Genomic DNA, 22442 nt, shown 5'->3' on the forward strand with positions numbered 1-22442 from the left:
GGTCAGCCTCACACGTCCACACGCCACGACCCGTGCATTCGGTGGGGTCCGGGTCTCGATACGCCCGCTCGCTGGCGCTCGCGGACTACTCGACCACCGAGCGGCCCAGGGCGGCCCGGACCACCTCGGCCCGCGCGGCGAGCTCCTCGGGAGGTGTCGGCGGGAGCATGTCGGCCCAGACCGGCAGGTTGGAGCCGCGGAGCTGGAGCACGCCGAGGGGGCGGGCGAGCAGGGTCACCGAGAGGTGGCCGGTGCCGTTCTCCCACTTGTTGATGTGGACGTTGCCGACGCCCTCGAGCGCGCGGAGGGCGGCGTACGTGCGACCGAGCAGGCGGCCCATCTCGACGTGTCCGTCGTCGTCGAGGTCGTCGAGCACCTCGTGGGTGCGGGACACCACGTTGGCGACGAACGGCAGGGAGGTGCCGCCGGGACGGATCACGGCGAGCCGCTCCCCCGTGTGCAGCACCAGGTCGTCACGGCCGAGCGCCGTGCAGGTCTTGCAGTCCTCCGGCGCCTTGCGGCGGTCGGGCTCCGGATCTGCGTAGTCGACGAGCGGGCGTGGGCGCAGGCCCTCGCGCGCGAACGGGAAGACCTCCCAGTCGGCCATCGGACCGAGCGGCAGACGGCCGCCGTCCCCACCGGTGGTGGTGGGGTCGACGGCCGCCTGTGCCCTCGTGAGGAACTCGCGCAAGTCAGCCCTTGAGCAGGTTCCGCAGGACGTATTGCATGATCCCGCCGTTGCGGTAGTAGTTCGCCTCGCCGGGGGTGTCGATGCGCACGGTGGCCTCGAACTCGCTGGTCTCGCCGTGCGCCATGTCGGTGCCGGGAGCGGGCTCGACCTTGACCGTGACGGTCTTCGGGGTCGTGCCGTCGTTGAGCTCGGTGATGCCGGAGATGGAGATGATCTCCGCACCGGTGAGGCCGAGGTCGTCGGCGGTCTTGCCCTCGGGGAACTGCAGCGGGATGACGCCCATGCCGATGAGGTTGGAGCGGTGGATGCGCTCGTAGGACTCGGCGATGACGGCCTTGACGCCGAGCAGCGCGGTGCCCTTGGCCGCCCAGTCGCGCGAGGACCCGGAGCCGTACTCCTTGCCCGCCAGCACGACCAGCGGCGTGCCGGCCTCCTGGTAGCTCGCGCTCGCCTCGTAGACGCTGGTGACCTCGCCGTCCTTCGTGAAGTCCTTGGTCACACCGCCCTCGGTGCCGGGCGCCAGCTGGTTGCGCAGGCGGATGTTGGCGAAGGTGCCGCGGATCATGACCTCGTGGTTGCCGCGGCGCGAGCCGTAGGAGTTGAAGTCCCGCTGCTCCACGCCGTGCTCGGCGAGGTAGTGACCCGCCGGGCTGTCCTTCTTGATCGCACCTGCCGGGCTGATGTGGTCGGTCGTGACCGAGTCACCCAGCTTGAGAAGCACGCGGGCGCCGACGATGTCGGTGACCGCCTCCGGCTCGTCGGGCATGCCGTCGAAGTAGGGAGGACGGCGGACGTAGGTGGAGTCCTCGTCCCACTCGAAGGTGTTGCCCTCGGGGGTGGGGAGCGACTGCCAGCGCTCGTCGCCCTTGAAGACGTCCGCGTAGGACTCGCCGAACATGTCGGCGGTGATCGCGCTGGCGATCGTCTCCTCGATCTCCTGCGGGCTCGGCCAGATGTCCTCGAGGAACACGTCGTTGCCGTCCTGGTCCTGACCCAGCGGGTCGCCGAACAGGTCGACGTCCATCGAGCCGGCCAGGGCATAGGCCACGACGAGCGGCGGGGACGCGAGGTAGTTCATCTTCACGTCGGGGTTGATCCGGCCCTCGAAGTTGCGGTTGCCCGACAGAACCGAGACGACCGCGAGGTCGGCCTCGTTGACGGCGGCGGACACCTCGGGGATGAGGGGGCCGGAGTTGCCGATGCAGGTCGTGCAGCCGTAGCCGACGAGGTTGAAGCCGAGCTTGTCGAGGTACGGCGTGAGCCCGGAGCGGTCGTAGTAGTCCGAGACGACCTTGGAGCCGGGCGCGAGCGAGGTCTTGACCCACGGCTTGCGGGTCAGGCCCTTCTCGACGGCCTTCTTCGCCAGCAGCGCGGCGCCGATCATCACGCTCGGGTTGGAGGTGTTGGTGCACGAGGTGATCGCAGCGATCACGACGGCGCCGTGGTCGATCTCGACCTCCTGGCCGTCGAGCGAGACCTTCGTCCTCTTCGTGGGCCGACCGGCGTCCTTCGGCGCGTCGGCGTGGACGGGCTTGCCGTTGCCGCCCTCGTGGCTCGGGGCGTCGGAGGCCGGGAACGACTCCTCGAGGGCCTCGTCGTAGCCCGAGGCCTTCGCCGCGTCGTCCGGGTCGCTGTCGCCCTCGTCGACGTAGTCGGCGAGCGCGGCGCGGAAGGAGTCCTTCGCAGCCGAGACCTCGACGCGGTCCTGCGGACGCTTCGGTCCGGCGAGCGACGGCACCACGGTCGACACGTCGAGCTCGAGGCGCTCGCTGTAGCGCGGCTCGGCGCTCGGGTCGTGCCAGAGGCCCTGCTCCTTGGCGTACGCCTCGACGAGCGCGAGCTGCTCCTCGGAGCGACCGGTGAGGCGGAGGTAGTCGACGGTCTGCTCGTCGATGGGGAAGACGGCGATGGTCGAGCCGAACTCCGGGCTCATGTTGCCGATCGTGGCGCGGTTGGCGAGCGGCAGCGCGGAGACGCCCTCGCCGTAGAACTCGACGAACTTGCCGACCACACCGTGCTCGCGGAGCATCTCGGTGATGGTGAGCACCAGGTCGGTGGCGGTCGAGCCGGCGGGCAGCTCGCCGGACAGCTTGAAGCCCACGACGCGCGGGATGAGCATGGAGACCGGCTGGCCGAGCATCGCGGCCTCGGCCTCGATGCCGCCGACGCCCCAGCCGACCACGCCGATGCCGTTGACCATCGTGGTGTGGGAGTCGGTGCCGACACAGGTGTCGGGGTAGGCGACGCCGTCGCGCACCATGACCACGCGGGCGAGGTGCTCGATGTTGACCTGGTGCACGATGCCGGTGCCGGGCGGGACGACCTTGAAGTCGTCGAAGGCGCCCTGGCCCCAGCGCAGGAACTGGTAGCGCTCGCGGTTGCGCTCGTACTCGATCTCGACGTTGCGCTCGAACGCCTGCGGCGTGCCGAAGACGTCGGCGATGACGGAGTGGTCGATGACCATCTCGGCCGGGGCGAGCGGGTTGATCTTGGTAGCGTCGCCGCCGAGCTCGGCCATCGCCTCGCGCATCGTGGCGAGGTCGACGACGCAGGGCACACCGGTGAAGTCCTGCATGATCACGCGCGCCGGCGTGAACTGGATCTCCTGGTCGGGCGCGGCGCTGGCGTCCCAGCCGGCGATCGCCTTGATGTGGTCGGCGGTGATGTCCGCGCCGTCCTCGGTGCGGAGCAGGTTCTCCAGCAGCACCTTGAGCGAGAAGGGCAGGCTCTCGACGTCGAGACCCTCACCCTTCACCGCGTCGAGGCGGTAGATCTCGTAGGACTGTCCGTCCACGTCCAGGGTGCTCTTGGCACCGAAGCTGTCCTGACTGGCCATCAGCCACATCTCCTCGGGAGTTCGGCGGGTCTGCGTCCATCTTGCCGTCGCACCCTGAGGTGCGGGAAGGAAGGCGACCCTTAGTTCTGACGTCGCAATATCTTGACGTCAAGATATCACAGTCGGTCTAGCCTCTGCCCGTGCCCACGCTCCTCCACCTCAACGGCCCCTCCGGGGTCGGCAAGTCCACCCTCGCCCGCGCCTGGGCCGATCGCCACCCCGGGACGCTCCTGTGCGACATCGACGAGCTGCGGTCGTGGGTCTCTGGCTGGGAGTCCGACTTCGTCGGCACCGGTGAGGCGGTCCGCCAGACCGCGCTGGCGATGATGGCGGCGTACCTCCGCACCGGCCGGGACGTGGTGCTCCCCCAGCTCATCGTGACCCCGTCACAGGCCGAGCGGTTCGAGGTGGCGGCGGCCGAGGCCGGAGCGGCGTACGTCGGCGTGGTGCTCGACGTCGCGCCCGACCTGCTGCTCGAGCGCCTCCACGCGCGTGCCGTCACGCCCGTGACCGCCGTCGTCTCGCGGATCATCAAGGAGCGCGGCGGCGACCCCCTCGTCCTCGAGGGACGGCAGCAGCTGCTCGACCTCGCGCCGGTCCACGGGTGGACGGTCGTGGACGCGACGGACATGGAGTCCGCACTGGCTGGGCTGGCGCACGCCGTACGAGCGTGACCCGAGTGTGCATCAGTCGATGCCGGCCTTCTGGTCAAGACCTTGCAGCAGGTCGTGGGCGGCGAGCTCGACCGCCTTGTGCCGCCACTCCGAGGCTCGGTAGACGCAGGCGATGAGCCCGCTGCGGTGCACCCGCCGCAGGTCGCCGTACCCGAACGCGTAGCGGGCCTTGGTCCCGTCGTTGGCGCCCTCGGTGAGACCGAGGTGCCACGCGGCGTAGTCGTCCCACGAGTGGTTCTCGAGGTAGGCGTTCTCCGCCTCGGCACGCGGCTGCACGACGCCCCAGTCGCTGTCCAGGACGTACTGCCTGCCCTCGATGAGTCGGCGGGCGTGGGCGACTGCAGCCGGGTTGACGGCGTAGGTGGCCATGCCTGCACCCTGCCATGATCGACCGATGGACTCTGCCGCGATCGAGGAGCACCTCGCCGGACTGGAGGGCGTGCGTATGAGCACCGACGGGGGCCGCGCGACGTGGCGCGTCGGCGGTCGGCTGGTGGCCCGGCTCGAGGACACGGAGACGCTCGTCGTCCGCTGCCTGTCCGCCGACCGCGAGCGGTTCGTGGCCGAGGACCCCGACGCGTTCTACGTCACGCCGGCTGTCGAGGCGCACGACAAGGTGCTCGTGCACCTGCCGAAGGTTGACGACGACGCCGTACGCCGTGCGTTGACGGCCGCCTGGGGGCTGCAGAAGCACTGATCACCGGCGTCGGCGAGCTGCGGGGCCCGACTGTAGTTCGGGGTGACGGTTCTCCAAGGAGGTCTGCTCTCCAAGGAGGTCTGCCGCACTCGACGTGGCGCGTCGTCAGGAACAGGCTGGCCCCGTGGTCACCGAGAACCCTGCCGTCCAGTTCTTCGTCGGTCATCCCGCGGGCAGGGCCGTCGCCGAGGCCGCGGTCCGGGCAGCCGACCACCTCGGTCCGCACGAGGTGCGGGTCTCCCGCAGCCAGGTGGCGTTCCGCCGACGAGTCGGCTTCGCCTACCTCTGGCGCCCCGGTCAGTACGTCTCCAGCGACGTCCCCGCCGTCCTGTCCGTCGCCCTGCCGCGCCGAGACGGCAGCCCCCGGTGGAAGGAGGTCGTCCATCCCTCGTCCGGGGTGTGGATGCACCACCTCGAGCTGCACTCATCGGCCGAGGTCGACGACGAGGTGGGGGCCTGGCTCCAGGATGCCTACGACGCAGCGCGATGACGCGGCTGCAGCAGCGCGACGCACTCGACATGATGCGTCATCGGGAAGAGGTCGAAGGCCCGGATCGCGGTGAGCTCGTAGCCGTGCTCGGCGAAGATCGCGACGTCGCGCCCCAGCGCGGCGGGGTCGCAGGCGACGTACGCCACTGCGCGGGGACGGCGGTCGACGACCTGCTCGACCACGGCCCGCTTGGCGCCCTCCCGGGGAGGGTCGAGGACGACGAGGTCGAAGGGCTCGTCGAAGCCGTCGCGCAGCACCTTGTCGGTGGGACCGCACTCCACAACCGCGGCCTCGAGCGCGGACAGGTTGCCACGCGCGTGCTGGCACGCCGCCCGGTCGCCCTCGACGGCCACCACGCGCGCGCCGGTCACCTCGCCGACGAAGCGCGCGAAGAGGCCGACGCCGGAGTAGAGGTCGAGGGCCCGCTCCCCGGGCCGCGGTGCGAGCAGGTCGAGCACCGCCTCGACGAGCACGCGGGGCGCCTCGGGGTGGACCTGCCAGAAGCCGTCGGCCGCCGCGGTGAACGCGTGGGTCGCCCCCGCCGCGGACACCTCGTGGTGGACCAGGCCCTGGGCCGACACCTCGTCCGGACCGACGGGCTCGTCGGCGTCGGCGGGACGCGCGCCCTCGGCGGCGATCAGGCAGTCGTCGATCGCGACGAGCTCGTGGGAGCGGTGGGCGCGCATCGCGGGCCGGCCGTCGGGGAGCACGGCGTAGCGCTGGCGGGTGCGCCACCGCAGTCCGTCGTCGGCGCGCCCCGGCACCGGCACCGCCTCCACCCGGAGTCCGGTGACGAGCGGTGACGACGCGTCGAGACGACCGAGGCGCACGAGCTGCTCGCGGACCACGGCGGTCTTCAGGTCGCGCTGGGCGGGCACGGCGACGTGCTGGAAGTCGCAGCCGCCGCACAGCCCGGGACCGGCGTACGGGCACGGCGCCTCGACCCGGTCGGGCGAGGGCGACACCACGGACACGGCGTCGCCGCGCCAGAAGCGGTCGCCGTCGGTGCCCTCGGTGATCTCGACGACCACGCGCTCGCCCGGGATCGCGTGACGCACGAACACGACCCGGGACTCCGGCTCGGGAAGGCGGGCGACGCAGTGGCCGCCGTGGGCCACCGGACCGACCTCGGCCTCGAAGCGCTCCCCCACCCGCGAGCGCCCGCGGGGCTTGCGGGGGCGGTAGGTGCCGCGACTCACAGGTCGTCCCGGATGTCGGAGGGACGCTCGGACGTGACACGGCCGCGGCGCAGGTCACCGGCGTGGACCCGCACCTCGTCGCGCTCCTCGCGCTCCCGGGCGACCAGGGAGGACCGGAGCTGGTAGGGCACGGAGATGACCATGACACCCGGGGTGAAGAGCAGGCGCCCCTTGAGGCGCAGGGCGGTCTGGTTGTGGAGCAGCTGCTCCCACCACCGCCCGACGACGTACTCCGGGATGTAGACCGCCACGACGCCGCGCGGGCTGGCCCGCCGGATCTCCTGGGTGTACTCCACGATCGGGCGCACCACCTCGCGGTAGGGCGAGTGCAGCACCTTGAGCGGGATGTCGAGGTGGCGCTCGTCCCACTCCTCGAGGAGCCGGTTGGTGGCCCGGGCGTCGATGCTGACGTAGATCGCCTCGAGCACGTTGGGGCGTGTCGCGCGGGCGAAGGCCAGCGCCCGCAGCGTCGGCTTGTGGAGCTTCGATGCGAGCACGATGGCGTGGACGCGCGTCGGCATCACCTTGTCCTGCTCGTCGGCGGCGAGCTCGAGCTCGACGCGGTCGTAGTGGCGCCCGATCGCCCGCATGACCACGAAGAAGAAACCCATCGCCAGGATCGTGATCCAGGCGCCGGCGAGGAACTTGGTGACCACCACGATGACGAGCACGACGGCGGTCATGCAGAGGCCGAAGGTGTTGATCGCACGCGACCGCATCATCCGGCGACGTGCGACCGGGTCCGTCTCGGTCCGCAGGTGCCGTGTCCAGTGGCGGATCATGCCGAGCTGGCTGAGGTTGAAGGACACGAAGACGCCGACGATGTAGAGCTGGATCAGCTTCGTCACCTCGGCGTCGAACGCCCAGATCAGCAGCATGGACATGGCCGCGAGGAAGACGATGCCGTTGCTGTAGGCCAGGCGGTCGCCCCGCGAGCCCAGCGAGCGCGGAGCGAGCCCGTCCTGGGCCAGGATCGAACCGAGCACCGGGAAGCCGTTGAAGGCCGTGTTGGCGGCGAGCACGAGGATGATGCCGGTGACCGTGACCACGAAGTAGAAGCCCGGAGGGAAGTGGTCGAAGACCCCGGCGGCGATCTGGGAGATCACCGGGTGCTGCTCGTAGCCGGCCGGGAGCGCGTCGCCCGAGGCCGTGCGCAGCCGGTCGAGCTCGTGCGGGTCGACGTAGCGGATGGCCATCTGGTTGGCGAGGACGATGACGCTCATCATCATCGAGATGGCGATGAGGCCCAGCATCAGCAGCGTGGTGGCTGCGTTGCGGCTCTTGGGCTTGCGGAAGGCGGGTACGCCGTTGCTGATCGCCTCGACGCCGGTGAGCGCGGCACAGCCCGACGAGAAGGCACGCGCCAGCAGGAACATCAGGCCGATCTGGGTCAGCGGCTCGTCCCACCCCGGCTGCGCCTCGATGAGCAGTCCGGCGCTCTCCGCCTGCGGCAGGTCACCGGACAGCAGGCGCAGCAGGCCGTAGGCGCACGTGCCGAGGATGGCGACCATGAAGAGGTAGGTCGGCACCGCGAAGAACGACCCCGACTCGCGCACGCCGCGCAGGTTCATCGCCGCCAGCAGCGCCACCGCGACGACACCGACGGTCGCCTCGTGGCCGATGAGCGGTGGGATCGCGCCGGCGGCGTACTGCGAGGCCGAGGAGATCGACACCGCGACGGTCAGCACGTAGTCGACGAGCAGCGCGCTGGCCACCGTCAGGCCGGCGTTGCGACCGAGGTTGACCGATGCCACCTCGTAGTCGCCGCCGCCCGAGGGGTAGGCGTGGACGGTCTGGCGGTAGCTCGCCACGACCGTGAGCATCACCAGCGCGACCGCGAGGCCGATCTTCCACGACCAGACGTAGGTCGAGGCGCCGGCCACGGCCAGCATGATGAAGACCTCGTCGGGGGCGTAGGCCACCGACGACAGCGCGTCGCTGGCGAAGACGGGCAGCGCGATCCGCTTGGGCAGCAGGGTCTCCCCCAGCTGGCTGCTGCGCAGCTTGCGACCCAGCAGGATCCGCTTGGACACGTCGCCGACACTCACAGGCCGGAAGCCTAGACCCGCACGCGCCGATATCCTCGCTGGGATACGGTTCCGGTGTGCACGTCGTGATCATGGGCTGTGGCCGCGTCGGTTCGACGCTCGCCCGCAGCCTCGAGGACCGCAACCACACCGTGTCGATCATCGACAGCGAGCCGGACGCGTTCCGGCGTCTGGGTCCGGAGTTCAACGGCGACAAGATCACCGGCTACGGCTTCGACCAGCAGGTGCTCGAGAAGGCCGGCATCCGTCGCGCCGACGCGTTCGCCGCGGTGTCCAGCGGCGACAACTCCAACATCATCGCCGCCCGGGTGGCGCGCGAGACCTTCGGCCTCCAGCAGGTCGTGGCCCGCATCTACGACCCGGGCCGCGCCGAGGTCTACCAGCGCCTCGGCATCACCACGGTCGCCACGGTCAAGTGGACCGCCGACCAGGTGCTGCGCCGGATCCTTCCCGCGGGCGCCGAGCCCGACTTCCGGGACCCCTCGGGCACCATCCGCGTGGACCACGTGCCGATCCCGGAGGCGTGGATCGGCAACCGGACGGTCGAGTTCCAGATGCAGTCGCGCAGCCGCATCGCGTGGATCGACCGGCTCGGTGAGGGCATGCTGCCGACCCGCGAGACCGTGCTGCAGGAGGGCGACATGCTCCACCTGGTCATGCGCGAGGAGCACGCGGCACACGCCTACGCCACGCTCGAAGCCGGCCCCGAAGCCGACTGACCCGACCCCAGACTGAAGCAGGAGCACCACACATGCGCGTCGCCATCGCCGGAGCCGGAGCCGTGGGTCGCTCGATCGCCCGGGAGCTGATCGAGAACGGTCACCAGGTCCTGCTGATCGACAAGGCCTCCTCGGCGATCCGACCCGAGCGGGTCCCGCACGCGGAGTGGCTGCTGGCCGACTCCTGCGAGCTGTCCTCGCTCGCCGAGGCTCAGCTGGGCAAGTGCGACGTCGTCATCGCCGCCACCGGCGACGACAAGGCCAACCTGGTGACCTCGCTGCTCGCCAAGACCGAGTTCGGCGTGCCGCGCACGGTGGGGCGGGTCAACCACCCCAACAACGAGTGGCTCTTCACCGAGGCGTGGGGCGTCGACGTCAACGTCTCCACCCCGCGCATCATGTCGGCGCTGGTCGAGGAGGCCGTCTCCATCGGTGACCTCGTGCGCCTGTTCACCTTCCGTCAGGGCAACGCCAACCTGGTGGAGCTCACCCTGTCGGCCGACTCCCCCTACGTCGGGACCCCGAGCGGGCTGGTGCCCTTCCCGGACAACTGCGCGCTGGTCACGATCCTGCGCGACGGGCAGGTCTACACCCCCGACGCCGAGCAGCCGCTGGAGTCCGGCGACGAGCTGCTCTTCGTGGTCCCGGCCGAGGTCGAGACCGAGCTCGAGCAGCTGCTCTCCCCCGGCCACCGCTGAGCCCCACGGCGCGGGCCGTCAGCAGCGCAGCGGCGTACGCCGTCAGGCAGGCGTCGCGTCGCCGGTGGCCGGCGTGACCGGTGTCCGGTTGCGCGAGAGCAGCCACACCATCGTGCCGAGCGCGGCCAGCTGGAGCGGCCAGCCGAGCACGATCTTGAGCACGCCGAGCGCCGCCACGGCTGCGTCGGGATCGATCGACCCGGAGCTGCCGGCCAGCCAGATCGGCGCCTGGATGACCACGCGGAGCACGCAGGGGGCGACCAGCAGCCAGGTGAGACGGCTGCACAGCTTCACGACCTGGCGGTCGGAGTGCCAGGCGGTGGGGTCGCCGGTGATGCTGCCGACCATGAAGCCGACCAGCGGCCACCCGATGACGCAGGTGAAGCCCAGCACCAGGGCGTAGCCGCCGTTGTAGAGGATGCCGGGGAGGAAGTAGGCCAGCGCCTGGTCCTGCTCGGAGCCGCCGGCGGCAGCGGAGCGGTAGACGAAGTACCACCCGATGCCGATGCCGAACAGCGCGTTGACCACGAACTGCACCGTCGAGCGCTGCACGAGCCGGATCACGAGCAGCACGAGCGCCGCGCCGACGCTGACGTAGATCGCGGTGTCGAGGTCGCGCATCGTGAGCCACGTCAACGTGAAGAGGATCGTGGGGACGGCCGCCTCGGCCATGCCCCGGCGCCCGCCGAGGGCCTTGGAGAGCTGCTGGCGCACCACGGCCTCGACCGTGTCGGTGTCGGCCGCGGGTGCGGTCTTCGTCGGCTCGCTCACGGGCGCAACTCGTAACGCGGGTTGAACATGATCGGAACGCCGCTCTGGCGACCGATGCAGCCGGCAACGGTCATCGCCCGGCCGGGGCCGATGCCGGAGATCCGGCGGCGCCCGAGCCACACCACGGTGATGACTCCGGAGCCGTCGTCGAGCTCGGCCTCGAGGGCAGGGACGCCCCCGCGGGGGCGCAGCGTCACGGTGCGGACCACGCCGTTGACCACGACGTGCTCGCGCTCGGGAGCCTCGGAGATGCAGACGGCCTCGTCGCTGGTCTGCGACTGGCGCAGGTCGCGCTGGTGGGCCTCCGAGCTGTCGGCCCACTTCGACAGCGCCTGTCGCAGGCGGCTCTTCTCGGCCACGGCCCGGCTCACCTCACCCGGCGGGCGTCGTCCGGCAGGCGGACCGGCAGCGGCTCGCCGACCGGCATCGCGCCCTCGCCACGGCGTACGACGACCTGGGCGAGGGCGTCCTCCCACTCCGAGGCGGCGTCGGGCTCGACGGCCGGGCGTCCGAGGAACGACGCGCGGAGCATCCAGCGCTCGCCGTTGATGCCGATGATGCGCGAGGGCTGGGTGGCGGCGGTGCCGTCGGGACGCTGGACCGGCATCGCGCAGACCAGCTCGGTGCCCCAGCGGCCCTCGCGCTCGGTGGCGTGACCTCCGCGGCGCGCCATGTCGGCGGCGATCTGCGGTCGGACGTCGGACCAGAGGTCGCCGTTGCGCGGGGCGGCGAAGGCCTGGAACTCGACCGCACCGTCCTGGCCGGCGAGCATCACGGCCCGCACCTGCCCGCTCTGCTCGTCGACCTGGAGCCGCAGCTCGCGGTCGGCGATCGCGGGCACCAGCACCGAGCCGAGGTCGGCGCGCTCGATGCCGTCGCCCTCCACCTCCGAGACGTCGAACGGCCCGGACGCCGTGGCGGCGGGGGTCGGCTCGTCCGCGGCGGCGGTTGCGTCGTCGGCCGTCACGGCCGGGTCGGTGGCCTCTGCCTTGCGGCGGAACTTCACGTCAGCACTCCTTGTCGATGGGCCCGAGGCGCGCGGGACTCATGCGCGCACACCCGTACCAGTAGAACCGTAGCCCCCGTCGCCCCGCACCGACTCGGGCAGCACCCCCACCTCGACGAACCGCGCCCGCTCGAAGCGCTGCACGACCAGCTGGGCGATCCGCTCGCCGCGGCGGAGCGTGACGGGCTCGACGGGGTCGTGGTTGATCAGCAGGACCTTGACCTCGCCGCGGTAGCCCGCGTCCACCGTGCCGGGGGTGTTGACGATGGACAGCCCGTGACGCGCCGCCAGCCCGGAGCGCGGGTGCACCAGCGCGACGTACCCGTCGGGCAGCGCGACTGCGATGCCGGTCGGCACGAGGGCCCGCTCGCCGGGGGCGAGGGTGACGTCGACGGTGGTGTGGAGGTCCGCGCCCGCGTCGCCCGGGTGGGCGTAGGACGGCAGCGGCAGGTCGGGGTCGAGCCGCACGACCTGGATGTCGAGCTGGACGTCGAGCTGAGTCTGGGGCTCGGGCGTGAGGTGGGCGTCGGGCACGAGGAGAGAATCTATAGGCTCTGCGCCGTGGACTACGCCGAACGCCTCACCGTCCCGCTGCGCTGGTGGGTCCAGGGCACCATGCTCGTGGCGTCGCTCTGGCTGGCCGTCCTGGCCGCGACCCCCGAGGTGGTGGCGTGGTCAGTCACGGCCGTCGCGCTCGCACTGCTGGTGGCGCTGCTCGGCACCTACGGCAGCCCGAAGGTCTCGGTCGACGGCCACACCCTGCGGGCCGGTCGGGCACACATCGCCCTCGAGCACGTGGGAGCGGCCACCGCCCTCGACGCGGAGGGCGTACGCCGGCAAGCGGGCGTGGACGCTGACGCCCGCGCCTACCTGCTCCTGCGCCCCTACCTCAAGCGCGGCGTGCGGGTCGACATCACCGATCCCGCCGACCCGACGCCGTACTGGCTGATCAGCTGCCGTCGACCCGACGCGCTCGTCTCAGCCCTAGAGGCGACGCGGACGCGCTGACGCGCTGGATAGGGTGCGTCCATGGCTTCCCAGGACTCCTCCAGCAAGTTCTACTCCGCGTTCTCGCTCGTCGCCGCGATCGGTGCGGCGGCGGTCGCCAAGAAGGGGTTGAACACCACGTGGCGCGCCGCCACCGGCAAGAATCCGCCGGCCAACCCGGCCGACCCCGACGTGAGCCTCGGCGAGGCGGTCATGTGGGCCGCCGTGAGCGGCACCCTGATCGGTGTGGCCCGGATGCTCGCCACCCGACGCGCGGCCACCTACTACGCGAAGTCCACCGGGCACCTGCCCCCGCAGCTGAAGAAGGACGGCCAGGACGCCGCCAAGGCACCCGCGCCCGAGTCCTGAGCCGCGACTCCCCCAGCACGACACAGCGCCCGCCCCTCGTGCGAGGGGCGGGCGCTGTGCGTCGTAGGTGGTCTGCTCAGATGCAGTCGCGGCAGATGAGCTTCTTCTCATCGGCCAGCTGCGAGCGGTGGTGCACCAGGAAGCAGCTCATGCAGGTGAACTCGTCGTCCTGCCGCGGCATGACCTCGACCGCCAGCTCTTCGTGCGAGAGGTCGGCACCGGGAAGCTCGAAGGACTCGGCCGCCTCGGTCTCGTCCTCGTCGACCTTGCCGGAGTTCTTGTCGTGGCGGCGGGCCTTGAGCTCCTCGATGCTCTCCTCGCTCTGGTCCTCCTCGGACTTGCGCGGTGCGTCGTAGTCGGTGGCCATCGATTCCCTCTCCCCATGCAGTGGCTCAGACCGGCCGGATCGCGGCACGGGCATGAGACCGAGTTGTTGCTCGTCGTCGGCGCCAGATTGTGCACCATGAACCGACTCCGTGGTGAGCCGGTCCGCGACGTGTCGCAGGAACCATGCGCGACCCCTCGGTATTCCCCGCGGAACGCGTGTGGTCCAGCCCGGTCGGAGCCACCCGTCGGGGCGTGGCGTGGGCCACCCCTTCAGGCGAGGAAGCCGGTGCTCCGCAGTGCATCGACGAAGTCGTCCCAACCGTCCGCGGGGGTCCCCACGACGACGTTGCGAAGGGGGAAGCCGGGGAGCCTCATCGTGCCGTCGAGCAGCTCGAAGCGGCCTCCGGCCTCGCGCAGCACGAGCCCGCCGGCGGACCAGTCCCACGGCTGCGGACCGGCCTCGACGTAGGCGTCGGCACTGCCCTCGGCGACGTGGCAGAGGTCGAGCGAGCACGACCCCATGCGGCGGATGTCGCGCACCTCCGGCAGCAGCCGCGCGACGCAGGCGGCCTGGTGCTCGCGGACGACGCGCTGGTAGCCGAAGCCGGTGAGGACCAGGCGCTCGGCCAGCGGCGGGGTGGGGCGTACGCCGATGGGGGCGCCGTCGCGGGTGGCGCCGAGGCCCCGGGCGGCGGCGTACTCGGTGCCGGTGGGGATGGCGACCACGGCACCGGCCACGACCTCGCCGTCGACCTCCGCGGCGATGGACACCGCGCAGTCGGGCAGGCCGTAGAGGTAGTTGACGGTGCCGTCGATCGGGTCGACGACCCACCGCACCCCGCTGGTGCCGGGCAGGTCGTCGCCCTCCTCGCCGAGGATCGCGTCGTCGGGCCGGGCGGCGGTGATGCGCTCGCGCACGAGCGCCTCCACGGCCCGGTCGGCCTCGGTGACCACGTCGACCGCGCTGGTCTTGGTGTCGGCCACGTCGATGCCGCCGACGCGCATCTCCCGGGCCAGCGCGGCGCCCTCGTGGGCGATGGTGCGGGCCAGGTCACGCAGTGCGGCGGGGTCGGCGCTCACGAGTCGCGACCGCACAGCGCCGGACGCGGCCCACGCGGGTTGGGGCAGCAGCCCACGCCGCAGATGTCCGGGCCGGCGGGCATGGAGCCCACGGCCGGGCGCCCGGAGGCCTCGCCACGCTCGGCTGCCGCACGCTCGAGCAGCAGGTCGCGCACCATCGCGACGAAGCGCGGGTCGATCCCGGCGGTCGCCGCGCGCACGGCCGCGATGCCGAGCCGCTCGGCGGTCTCCATCGCCTCGGTGTCGAGGTCGTAGATGACCTCCATGTGGTCGGAGACGAAGCCGATGGGCATCAGCACCACGCTGCTCACGCCGTCGGTGGCGAGCTCCTCGAGGTGGTCGTTGACGTCGGGCTCGAGCCACGGCGTCGACGGCGCACCGGAGCGCGAGCAGTAGACGAGGTCGTGGCGGTGGGCGCGACCGGTCGCCTCGTGCACCCGACGGGCCACCTCGTCGACGGCGCTGCGGTGCTGGCGGACGTAGGCCTCGCGGGGCTGGCCGAGGGGGTCCTCGGAGCCGCTCGTCTCGGCCATCGCGGTCGGGATCGAGTGCGTGACGAAGACCAGGCGGGCCCGGTCGCCACCGTCGGGGAGCTCGGCGAGCGCCGCCAGGCAGGCGTCGACGGCGGGCTCGATGAAGCCGGGGTGGTTGTAGTACTGCCGCAGCTTGTCCAGGCGCGGGGCGCCCTCGACCTGCTCGACGGCGTCGAAGAGGTTCTCGCGGTACTGCCGGCACGACGACCACGACGAGTACGCCGACGTGGCGAAGACCGCGGCCCGCTGCACGCCGTCGGCGGTCATCTGCGCGAGCGTGTCGGCGAGGTAGGGGTCCCAGTTGCGGTTGCCGAAGTAGACCGGCAGGTCGATGCCCTGCTCGGCGAGGTCCTTCTCCAGCTCCGCGATGAGCGCGCGGTTCTGGTCGTTGATCGGGCTCTTGCCGCCGAAGAGGAAGTAGTGCTCCCCCACCTGTTCCAGGCGCTCGCGGGGGATCCCCCGCCCACGGGTGACGTTCTCCAGGAACGGCACCACGTCCTCGGGCTTCTCGGGGCCTCCGAAGGAGAGCACCAGGAGCGCGTCGTACGGCTTCACGTCGGGTCCCGCAGGATTCATGGCGCCAGCCTAGGCGGGCCTACCATCACCTCGATGCTCGACTCCTACGCGCGGGTGCTGAGACGCCCGGGTGCCCTCGCCTTCAGCAGCGCCGCACTCGTCGCGCGCCTGCCCATCTCCATGGTCGGGCTCGGCATCGTGCTGCTCGTCCAGGAGCGCACCGGCTCCTACGGGCTCGCCGGCACCGTTGCCGCTGTCTTCGTGCTGGCCGAGGCGGCCTTCGCCGTCCTGCACGGCCGGTGGGTCGACCACTTCGGCCAGTCGCGCGTCCTTCCCCTCGCGATCTCGATCTTCGGTGTCGGGCTCGCGCTGATGATGCTGGCGGTCGAGCAGGACTGGGCACAGGCGTGGACCTACGTCTTCGCCGCTGTCGCGGGCGCCTCGCTGCCCCAGGTCGGCGCGAGCGTGCGGACCCGCTGGTCGCACCTGCTCGACGAGCCCGGGGAGAAGCAGACGGCCTTCGCGCTCGAGGCGGTGCTCGACGAGGTCGTCTTCGTGGTCGGTCCGGTGCTCGTCACGCTGCTGGCCACCGGCTACCACCCGGTCGCCGGGCTCACCTTCGCCCTCGTCAGCGGCGTGCTCGGCACCTTCGCCTTCGCCGCGCAGCGGCGCACCGAGCCCCCGGCCGGGCGCAGCTCGACGACCGGCGGGCCGAAGCCCCCGATGCCGTGGCGGCTGGTGCTGCCGCTGGCGCTGGTCTGCCTCACCCTCGGCGCGCTGTTCGGGGCCGCCGAGGTCACCACCGTCGCGTTCGCGGAGGAGCAGGGGCAGCGCGGGGCGGCCGGCTGGCTGCTGGCGGCGTGGTCGTTCGGGAGCCTGGTGGCCGGCCTCGTCACCGGGGCGATCGCGTGGCGCAGCGGCCCGGACGTACGCCTGCGCTGGGGCTCGGCGGCGATGGCGCTCGCCATGGCGCCCCTGATGTTCGTCTCCTCGATCCCCCTGATGGCTGTCGTGCTGCTCGTCGGCGGGCTCGCGATCGCCCCCACGATGATCGGCGCGATGACGATGGTGGAGCAGGGCGTGCCCTCGGGTCGGCTGACCGAGGGCATGGCGATCCTGCACACCGGGATCGTCGCCGGCGTGGCCCCCGGCGCGAGCATCGCCGGCTTCGTGGTCGACCACAGCGGGGCGTCGGCGGCGTACGCCGTGGCACTCGCCGGCGGCGTGCTCGGCGCGCTGGCCGCGCAGACGGCCCGGCCGTCGCGCGCATTGGCTACCGTTCGGCCATGACGTCGACCCGCTGGCGCAACTGGTCCGGCCTCGAGGAGGCGGCCCCCAGCGAGGTCGCGACGCCCGCGTCCGTCGAGGCCGTCGTCGGGGCCGTACGCCGCGCGCGTGAGGCCGGCACCACGGTCAAGATGGCCGGCACCGGTCACTCGTTCACCGCGATCGCCGCCCCCGAGCACACGCTGCTGCGGCCCGACGGGATGCGCGGCGTCGTCGAGGTCGACCGCGAGGCGATGACCGTGACGGCCCGCGCCGGCACGCCGCTGAAGGACCTCAACCTCGCGCTCGAGCGGCTGGGCCTGTCGCTGCACAACATGGGCGACATCGCCGAGCAGACCCTGGCCGGGGCCACGTCGACGGGCACCCACGGCACGGGTGGCACCGCGGCCGGGCTGTCCGCCCAGCTCGCCGGCCTCGAGCTGGTCACCGGCACCGGTGAGGTGCTGCGCGCCTCGGCCGAGGAGAACGTCGACGTCCTCGAGGTCGCCCGCGTCGGGCTCGGCGCGCTCGGCATCCTCACCAGCCTCACCTTCCACGTCGAGCCGCTCTTCGTGGTCGAGGCGCACGAGCAGCCGATGACCTGGGACGCCGCGCTCGCGTCGTACGACGAGATGGTGGCCGCGGCGCACCACGTCGACATGTACTGGTTCCCCCACACCGACGCGATGGTGGTCAAGCAGAACGTCCGCACCGACCTCGACCCCGGCGAGCAGGACCCGCCGTCGCGCCTGGCGGCGTGGTGGGAGGACGAGCTGGTCTCCAACACCGTCTTCGGCGCGCTGTGCCGCGTCGGCTCCCGGTCGCCGGGCCTGGTCCCGCGGATCAACCGCGTCGCCGGTCGCGCGCTCTCCGAGCGCCGCTACAGCGACCTTGCGCACCGGGTCTTCGTCAGCCCGCGCCGGGTCCGCTTCCGCGAGATGGAGTACGCCGTCCCGCGCGAGGTGGGCCTCGACGTGCTGCGCGAGTGCCGCCGGGTGATCGAGGCCAGCGACTGGCGCGTCGCCTTCCCCGTCGAGGTCCGCACCGCACCGGCCGACGACGTGCCGCTGTCCACCTCCCACGGTCGCGACAGCCTCTACCTCGCCTTCCACGTGCCGGCCGACACCGACCACCGCGCCTACTTCGGTGGCCTCGAGCCGCTGCTGCGCGAGGCCGGCGGGCGACCCCACTGGGGCAAGGTCCACACGTGCGCGGCCGCGGACCTCGCGCCGGCGTACGACCGGTTCGACGACTTCCTCGCGATGCGCGACCGGCTCGACCCGGACCGGGTCTTCGCCAACCCCTACCTCCGGCGCGTGCTGGGCGTCTGAGCCGCCGGGGCGCCTCAGACGTTCGCCGGGCCCTTGGGCAGCGGGGCGCGCCAGCCGCGCACGAGCGCCAGCAGGCGCCAGCCGAGGCAGGTCGTGAACCCTGCCGCGGCGACCACGAGCAGCGGCAGGTCCGTGCGGTCGAGCAGCACCGCGACGCACGCCCCGGCGAGGGCGGGCGTGGCGTATAGGACGCCCTCGAAGATCACCGGCACGCTCCCCGAGAGCACGTCGCGGATCATGCCGCCGCCGATGCCGGTGAGCATGCCCATCAGCGCGGCGGGCAGGGGGTCGAGGCCGTAGTCGACCGCCTTGAGGGCGCCGGTGACGCAGAAGAGCGCGAGCCCGAAGGCGTCGAAGAGGGTGACGACCCTCTCGAGCCGGCCCACCGTGGGGTGGAAGACGAAGGTCAGCAGACCGGCGGCGACCGGCACCAGGAGGTAGCGCCAGTCGGCCAGCGCGGCGGGCGGCGTCGCACCGATCAGGACGTCGCGGATGAAGCCACCGCCGAGCCCGGTGACGCCGCCGAGGACGATCACGGCGAAGAGGTCGAGGTTCTTGCGGACCGCCACGAGCGCCCCCGCCACCGCGAAGGCGAAGATGCCGACGAGGTCGAGGACGACGAGCGTCGCGGCGAACTCGGTCTCGGGCACGCCCGAAGGCTAGATCGCCCCGGCGCCCGCCCGCCAACCGGCCGCGAGGGATGGACGACGCCCACCCCTTGCCGACCCCGTCCCGGCGCGCCGCAGGCGCAACCCGACCCCGGCCCCGCGCTGGCGTAGGCTCGGTGCGATCGGATGCCCCGCATCGATGACCACCTCAGGCAGGAGCCCGCCGTCCATGGCCAAGCTGACGTTCACCGGACGCAGCAAGGACGGCAAGCGCCTGCTGCTGGTGGACGAGTCGGGCCAGGAGCACACCCTGGCCATCGACGCCCGGCTCCGCCGCGCCTTCACCGGCGCACCCGAAAGCAACGGCCAGTTGGAGATCCCGATGGAATCAACCCTCCGTCCCCGCGACATCCAGACGCGCATCCGTGCGGGTGAGTCGCCCGAGGCGGTCGCGCACGCCGCCGGCACGTCGGTCGAGAAGATCATGCCGTTCGCGGCGCCCGTGATGGCCGAGCGCGCCCATGTCGCCGAGCGTGCCCAGCTCGCCTCCGTACGCCGTCGCGCCACCGAGTCCGGGGCCCGGACCCTCGGCGAGGCGGTCGCTGCGCAGCTGCGGGCGCACAACGCCGACCCGGGAAGCGTCGAGTGGGACGCCTTCCGCCGTGAGGACGGCCGCTGGACCCTGACCGGCCTCTACGAGGTCGCGGGCCGCACCGGTGCCGCGACCTTCTCGCACGACCCGCGTGGCAACTTCGTGACCGTCGACGACGAGGACGCGCGCTGGCTGGTCGGTGACGCCGCCCCGGCGGCGCCCGCCGAGCCGGCCTCCGACGACCTCGCCCTCGCCCGCCAGCGCCGCCTCAGCGCGGTCGACGGCGACGTCCCGCTCGGCGAGGACGCCATCGAGATGGTGGCCGACGGCGCCGTGGCCGACGAGGTGGTCGACGAGGACTCCCCCAACGAGACCACCATGGAGATGTCCGGCACCGCACTCGGCTCCGAGCAGTCGATCGAGGCCTACCTCGAGGGCACCGACGGCACGGTGTCCGACGACGCTGCCTCCGATCGCTCGGCCGAGCCCGCGACCGCGCCCGAGCCCGAGACCGAACCCGAGCAGCCTGCCGCGCAGGCACCCGTCGAACCGGCGGCCAAGCCCAAGAAGCGCGGTCGCGCATCCGTCCCGAGCTGGGACGAGATCATGTTCGGTGGCGGCAAGGGCGACTGAGGTGCGGCTGGTCCACCTCAACGTCCATCCCCTGAAGTCCGGAGCGATCCGTCCGGTCGACTCCGCCGACGTGCTGGCCCGCGGCCTGGTCGACGACCGCTCGTGGATGCTCGTCGGGCCCGACAGCCGGGTGGTCTCCGCGCGAGAGGTGCCTGCGCTGTTCCGCATCGTGGCCGACACCCCGGCGACCGACCCGACGGTGTCGTCGGCGCTGCGGCTGCGCGCGGCCGGTCACCCGGACCTGGACGTCGACCCGCCCACGGGGGCCGAGGTGCCGGTGCACCTGTTCTCCCTCGACCTCGCCGCGAGGCCCGCCGGGCCGGAGGCCGATGCGTGGCTGCGAGACGCCCTCGGGACAGACGTACGCCTCGTGTGGTGCCACGACCCGGCGCGCCGCCGCCTGCAGCCCGGCTTCTCCTCCCCCGGCGACCACACGTCCTTCGCCGACTCGTTCCCGGTGACCGTCGCGTCGCTCGCCTCGCTGCGCCGGCTCGACGACTGGATCGTCGAGCGTGCTCTCGAGGTGGGCGAGGAGCCTCCGGAGCCGCTGCCGGTCGAGCGGTTCCGCGCCAACCTGGTCGTCGACGGCGACGAGCCGTTCGCGGAGGACCACTGGGGCGAGGTCCGCGTGGGCGATGTCCGCTTCCGTGTCGCCAAGCCCGTCGGCCGCTGCGTGATGGCCACCCTGGACCCAGCCACGCTCCGCACGGCGAAGGAGCCGACCCGCGCGCTGGCGCGTCACCGCCTCGTCGACAACAAGACGCTGTTCGCCACCCACCTGGTCCCGCTCGACGAGGGCAGGATCCGGGTCGGCGACGAGGTCACCGCACGCTGATCAGCGACCCGTCGCCACCGGGCGCGCGGGGTCGGTGATCCACCCGCTCCAGCTCCCGGGGTAGAGCGCGGCACGGATGCCGGCGACCTCCATCGCCAGCACGTCGTGCGCCGCCGTCACCCCCGACCCGCAGTAGGCGGCGACCGTCGCGGCCTGGGTGGCGCCCACCCGGGCGTACACCTCACGCAGCTCCTCGGGCGAGCGGAACCGGCCGCGGGCGTCCAGGTTGTCGGTCGTCGGCACGTTGACCGCACCCGGGATGTGCCCGGCGACCGGGTCGACGGGCTCGGTCTCACCCACGAACCGCTCCGGTGCGCGGGCGTCGACGAGCACGTCGACGTCGCGCACGTCGTCGGCACCGACGACCGGCATCCGTCCGGGGGAGATCGCGGTGAAGTCGCCCGGCTCCACCAGAGCCACACCGTGCTCGACGGGGTGGCCGCCCTCGCGCCAGGTGGTCCAGCCGCCGTCGAGGACGCGTACGTCGTCGTGGCCGTGGTGGCGCAGCAGCCACCAGGCCCGTGCCGCGGCCCGCCCCTCCCAGTCGTCGAGGACCACCACCGGTCGACCGTGGCGCACGCCCGCGCGCCGCATCGCGGCCTCGAAGGTGCCGACGTCCGGCAGCGGGTGTCGGCCCCCGGCACCCGGTGGGGCGGCCAGGTCGGCGTCGAGGTCGACGTACGCCGCTCCCGGGACGTGGCCGGCCTCGTGCAGGCCACGCCCCGGTGGGCCGCCCATCGCGTAGCGCACGTCGAGCACGGTGACGTCGTCCAGCGTCGCCGCCAGCTCCTCGGGACTGATGAGCGGGCCGAAGTCGTGGTCCATGCCCGGCACGGTAGCCGCCGGTCGGCGCCCGGGCTGTGACAAGATCGGCCGGTCATGGCTGAACTGCACTTCTTCACGGGCACGATGGACTCCGGCAAGTCGACGCTGGCGCTCCAGACCAACCACAACCACGCCGCCCGAGGACGCGTCGGCCGCATCTTCACCACCCACGACCGCTCCGGCGCGGCGGTCGTCTCGAGTCGCCTGGGCCTGACCCACGACGCGCTCGAGGTCGGCACCGACTTCGACTTCTGGGCCTACGTCGTCACCACGCTCACCCGCGGCGGTCGCATCGACTACCTCATCTGCGACGAGGCCCAGTTCTACTCCGCCGACCAGATCGACCAGCTCGCCAAGGTCGTCGACGAGCTCCAGATCGACGTGTTCGCCTTCGGCATCCTCACCGACTTCCGCAGCGTCCTCTTCCCCGGCAGCGCCCGGCTCGTCGAGCTCGCGGACCGGATGAACGTGCTCCAGGTCGAGGCACTGTGCTGGTGCGGCAAGCGCGCCACCCACAACGCGCGCACCGAGAACGGTGCGATGGTCACCGACGGCGAGGTGATCGTCGTTGGCGACGTCGAGCAGGCCGACGAGCCGCCCGCGGACGTGGCCTACGAGGTCCTGTGCCGCCAGCACCACCGCCGCCGGCTCACTGCCGCGCGGGCCAAGGCCGTCAGCCTGGCGCCGGAGCCGCTGCCCTTCGGCTGAGGT

At 72.2% G+C, this 22442-nt stretch carries 26 protein-coding genes; 12 read left to right on the forward strand and 14 right to left on the reverse strand.

Annotation, left to right across the window (positions count from 1 at the left end; genetic code table 11):
* Positions 1–85: 85 nt before the first annotated feature.
* Positions 86–691, reverse strand: coding sequence for a hypothetical protein (locus IRX98_RS03405; protein WP_224273861.1), 606 nt, complete (start codon positions 689–691; stop codon positions 86–88).
* 1 nt (position 692) lies between these two features.
* Positions 693–3527, reverse strand: a complete 2835-nt coding sequence (locus tag IRX98_RS03410) for an aconitate hydratase (protein WP_308044391.1) — start codon at positions 3525–3527, stop codon at positions 693–695.
* Between the two features lie 140 nt (positions 3528–3667).
* Between IRX98_RS03410 and IRX98_RS03415 the strand changes: the two genes are divergently transcribed.
* Positions 3668–4201: an AAA family ATPase gene (locus IRX98_RS03415; protein WP_224273863.1), complete on the forward strand. Its 534-nt coding sequence runs from the start codon at positions 3668–3670 to the stop codon at positions 4199–4201.
* Between the two features lie 12 nt (positions 4202–4213).
* Here IRX98_RS03415 and IRX98_RS03420 read toward each other — a convergent pair whose 3' ends face one another.
* Complete coding sequence (locus tag IRX98_RS03420) at positions 4214–4570, reverse strand: hypothetical protein (protein ID WP_224273864.1); 357 nt, start codon at positions 4568–4570, stop codon at positions 4214–4216.
* A gap of 25 nt (positions 4571–4595) precedes the next feature.
* Here IRX98_RS03420 and IRX98_RS03425 point away from each other — a divergent pair, with 25 nt between their 5' ends.
* Both IRX98_RS03425 and IRX98_RS23315 read left to right on the forward strand, forming a co-directional pair.
* A complete protein-coding gene (locus tag IRX98_RS03425; protein WP_224273865.1) occupies positions 4596–4898 on the forward strand; it encodes an MmcQ/YjbR family DNA-binding protein in 303 nt (100 codons plus the stop codon).
* 124 nt (positions 4899–5022) lie between these two features.
* Positions 5023–5388 carry a DUF5655 domain-containing protein gene (locus IRX98_RS23315; RefSeq protein WP_224273868.1) on the forward strand — a complete coding sequence of 122 codons (366 nt, stop codon included), beginning with the start codon at positions 5023–5025 and terminating at the stop codon, positions 5386–5388.
* Here the strand turns inward: IRX98_RS23315 and IRX98_RS03435 are convergent.
* Together IRX98_RS03435 and IRX98_RS03440 are read right to left on the reverse strand one after the other, a co-directional pair.
* Positions 5370–6587, reverse strand: coding sequence for a class I SAM-dependent RNA methyltransferase (locus IRX98_RS03435; protein ID WP_224273870.1), 1218 nt, complete (start codon positions 6585–6587; stop codon positions 5370–5372). The genes IRX98_RS23315 and IRX98_RS03435 overlap by 19 nt on opposite strands.
* Positions 6584–8635 (reverse strand): APC family permease, encoded by a 2052-nt coding sequence (locus IRX98_RS03440; protein WP_224273872.1) that lies wholly within the window; start codon positions 8633–8635, stop codon positions 6584–6586. The genes IRX98_RS03435 and IRX98_RS03440 overlap by 4 nt, the downstream gene beginning before the upstream one ends.
* A gap of 56 nt (positions 8636–8691) precedes the next feature.
* On the opposite strand from IRX98_RS03440, the gene IRX98_RS03445 reads away from it, so the two are divergent.
* Both IRX98_RS03445 and IRX98_RS03450 read left to right on the forward strand, forming a co-directional pair.
* Positions 8692–9354, forward strand: a complete 663-nt coding sequence (locus IRX98_RS03445; RefSeq protein WP_224273874.1) for a potassium channel family protein — start codon at positions 8692–8694, stop codon at positions 9352–9354.
* Positions 9355–9386: 32 nt separating this feature from the next.
* A complete protein-coding gene (locus IRX98_RS03450) occupies positions 9387–10052 on the forward strand; it encodes a potassium channel family protein (RefSeq protein ID WP_224273876.1) in 666 nt (221 codons plus the stop codon).
* Positions 10053–10094: 42 nt separating this feature from the next.
* Here the strand turns inward: IRX98_RS03450 and IRX98_RS03455 are convergent, their stop codons facing one another.
* From IRX98_RS03455 to dut, 4 genes are read right to left on the reverse strand one after another with little or no spacing between them, the layout of a single operon-like run.
* Positions 10095–10823 carry a DUF3159 domain-containing protein gene (locus IRX98_RS03455; RefSeq protein WP_224273878.1) on the reverse strand — a complete coding sequence of 243 codons (729 nt, stop codon included), beginning with the start codon at positions 10821–10823 and terminating at the stop codon, positions 10095–10097.
* Positions 10820–11182 (reverse strand): OB-fold nucleic acid binding domain-containing protein, encoded by a 363-nt coding sequence (locus IRX98_RS03460; protein ID WP_207085251.1) that lies wholly within the window; start codon positions 11180–11182, stop codon positions 10820–10822. The genes IRX98_RS03455 and IRX98_RS03460 overlap by 4 nt, the downstream gene beginning before the upstream one ends.
* An 8-nt stretch (positions 11183–11190) precedes the next feature.
* Positions 11191–11829, reverse strand: coding sequence for a DUF3710 domain-containing protein (locus tag IRX98_RS03465; RefSeq protein ID WP_224273880.1), 639 nt, complete (start codon positions 11827–11829; stop codon positions 11191–11193).
* Between the two features lie 39 nt (positions 11830–11868).
* Positions 11869–12306 (reverse strand): dUTP diphosphatase, encoded by a 438-nt coding sequence (gene dut / locus IRX98_RS03470; protein WP_372456010.1) that lies wholly within the window; start codon positions 12304–12306, stop codon positions 11869–11871.
* Between the two features lie 84 nt (positions 12307–12390).
* Here dut and IRX98_RS03475 point away from each other — a divergent pair, with 84 nt between their 5' ends.
* Both IRX98_RS03475 and IRX98_RS03480 read left to right on the forward strand, forming a co-directional pair.
* Positions 12391–12837 (forward strand): DUF3093 domain-containing protein, encoded by a 447-nt coding sequence (locus IRX98_RS03475; protein WP_224273884.1) that lies wholly within the window; start codon positions 12391–12393, stop codon positions 12835–12837.
* 21 nt (positions 12838–12858) lie between these two features.
* The gene (locus tag IRX98_RS03480) at positions 12859–13185 is read left to right on the forward strand and encodes a DUF4235 domain-containing protein (RefSeq protein WP_224273886.1); all 327 of its coding nucleotides are present in this window, start codon (positions 12859–12861) and stop codon (positions 13183–13185) included.
* Positions 13186–13261: 76 nt separating this feature from the next.
* Here the strand turns inward: IRX98_RS03480 and IRX98_RS03485 are convergent, their stop codons facing one another.
* From IRX98_RS03485 to IRX98_RS03495, 3 genes are all read right to left on the reverse strand, one after another.
* Positions 13262–13552, reverse strand: a complete 291-nt coding sequence (locus IRX98_RS03485) for a DUF4193 domain-containing protein (protein WP_056600397.1) — start codon at positions 13550–13552, stop codon at positions 13262–13264.
* A 230-nt stretch (positions 13553–13782) separates the two neighbouring features.
* Positions 13783–14592, reverse strand: a complete 810-nt coding sequence (locus IRX98_RS03490; RefSeq protein ID WP_224273887.1) for an inositol monophosphatase family protein — start codon at positions 14590–14592, stop codon at positions 13783–13785.
* A complete protein-coding gene (locus IRX98_RS03495; protein WP_224273888.1) occupies positions 14589–15701 on the reverse strand; it encodes a ferrochelatase in 1113 nt (370 codons plus the stop codon). Before IRX98_RS03495 ends, IRX98_RS03490 begins: the two co-directional genes overlap by 4 nt.
* Positions 15702–15734: 33 nt before the next feature.
* On the opposite strand from IRX98_RS03495, the gene IRX98_RS03500 reads away from it, so the two are divergent.
* A complete protein-coding gene (locus IRX98_RS03500; RefSeq protein ID WP_224273889.1) occupies positions 15735–16931 on the forward strand; it encodes an MFS transporter in 1197 nt (398 codons plus the stop codon).
* Entirely contained in the window at positions 16928–18238 is a 1311-nt protein-coding gene (locus tag IRX98_RS03505; RefSeq protein WP_224273890.1) for a D-arabinono-1,4-lactone oxidase, read from the forward strand. Before IRX98_RS03500 ends, IRX98_RS03505 begins: the two co-directional genes overlap by 4 nt.
* 14 nt (positions 18239–18252) lie before the next feature.
* On the opposite strand, the gene IRX98_RS03510 is transcribed toward IRX98_RS03505, so the two are convergent.
* Positions 18253–18888: a trimeric intracellular cation channel family protein gene (locus IRX98_RS03510; protein ID WP_224273891.1), complete on the reverse strand. Its 636-nt coding sequence runs from the start codon at positions 18886–18888 to the stop codon at positions 18253–18255.
* A gap of 187 nt (positions 18889–19075) precedes the next feature.
* On the opposite strand from IRX98_RS03510, the gene sepH reads away from it, so the two are divergent.
* Together sepH and IRX98_RS03520 are read left to right on the forward strand one after the other, a co-directional pair.
* Positions 19076–20071 carry a septation protein SepH gene (sepH, locus tag IRX98_RS03515; RefSeq protein WP_224273893.1) on the forward strand — a complete coding sequence of 332 codons (996 nt, stop codon included), beginning with the start codon at positions 19076–19078 and terminating at the stop codon, positions 20069–20071.
* Position 20072: 1 nt separating this feature from the next.
* Positions 20073–20906 (forward strand): MOSC domain-containing protein, encoded by an 834-nt coding sequence (locus IRX98_RS03520; protein ID WP_224273894.1) that lies wholly within the window; start codon positions 20073–20075, stop codon positions 20904–20906.
* On the opposite strand, the gene IRX98_RS03525 is transcribed toward IRX98_RS03520, so the two are convergent.
* Positions 20907–21731: a sulfurtransferase gene (locus tag IRX98_RS03525; RefSeq protein WP_224273895.1), complete on the reverse strand. Its 825-nt coding sequence runs from the start codon at positions 21729–21731 to the stop codon at positions 20907–20909.
* A 54-nt stretch (positions 21732–21785) separates the two neighbouring features.
* Here IRX98_RS03525 and IRX98_RS03530 point away from each other — a divergent pair, with 54 nt between their 5' ends.
* Positions 21786–22439, forward strand: coding sequence for a thymidine kinase (locus tag IRX98_RS03530; protein ID WP_207085240.1), 654 nt, complete (start codon positions 21786–21788; stop codon positions 22437–22439).
* The last annotated feature ends 3 nt before the right edge of the window (positions 22440–22442 follow it).

The organism is Nocardioides lacusdianchii (genome assembly GCF_020102855.1).
GTDB classification, from domain to species: Bacteria; Actinomycetota; Actinomycetes; order Propionibacteriales; family Nocardioidaceae; genus Nocardioides; species Nocardioides lacusdianchii.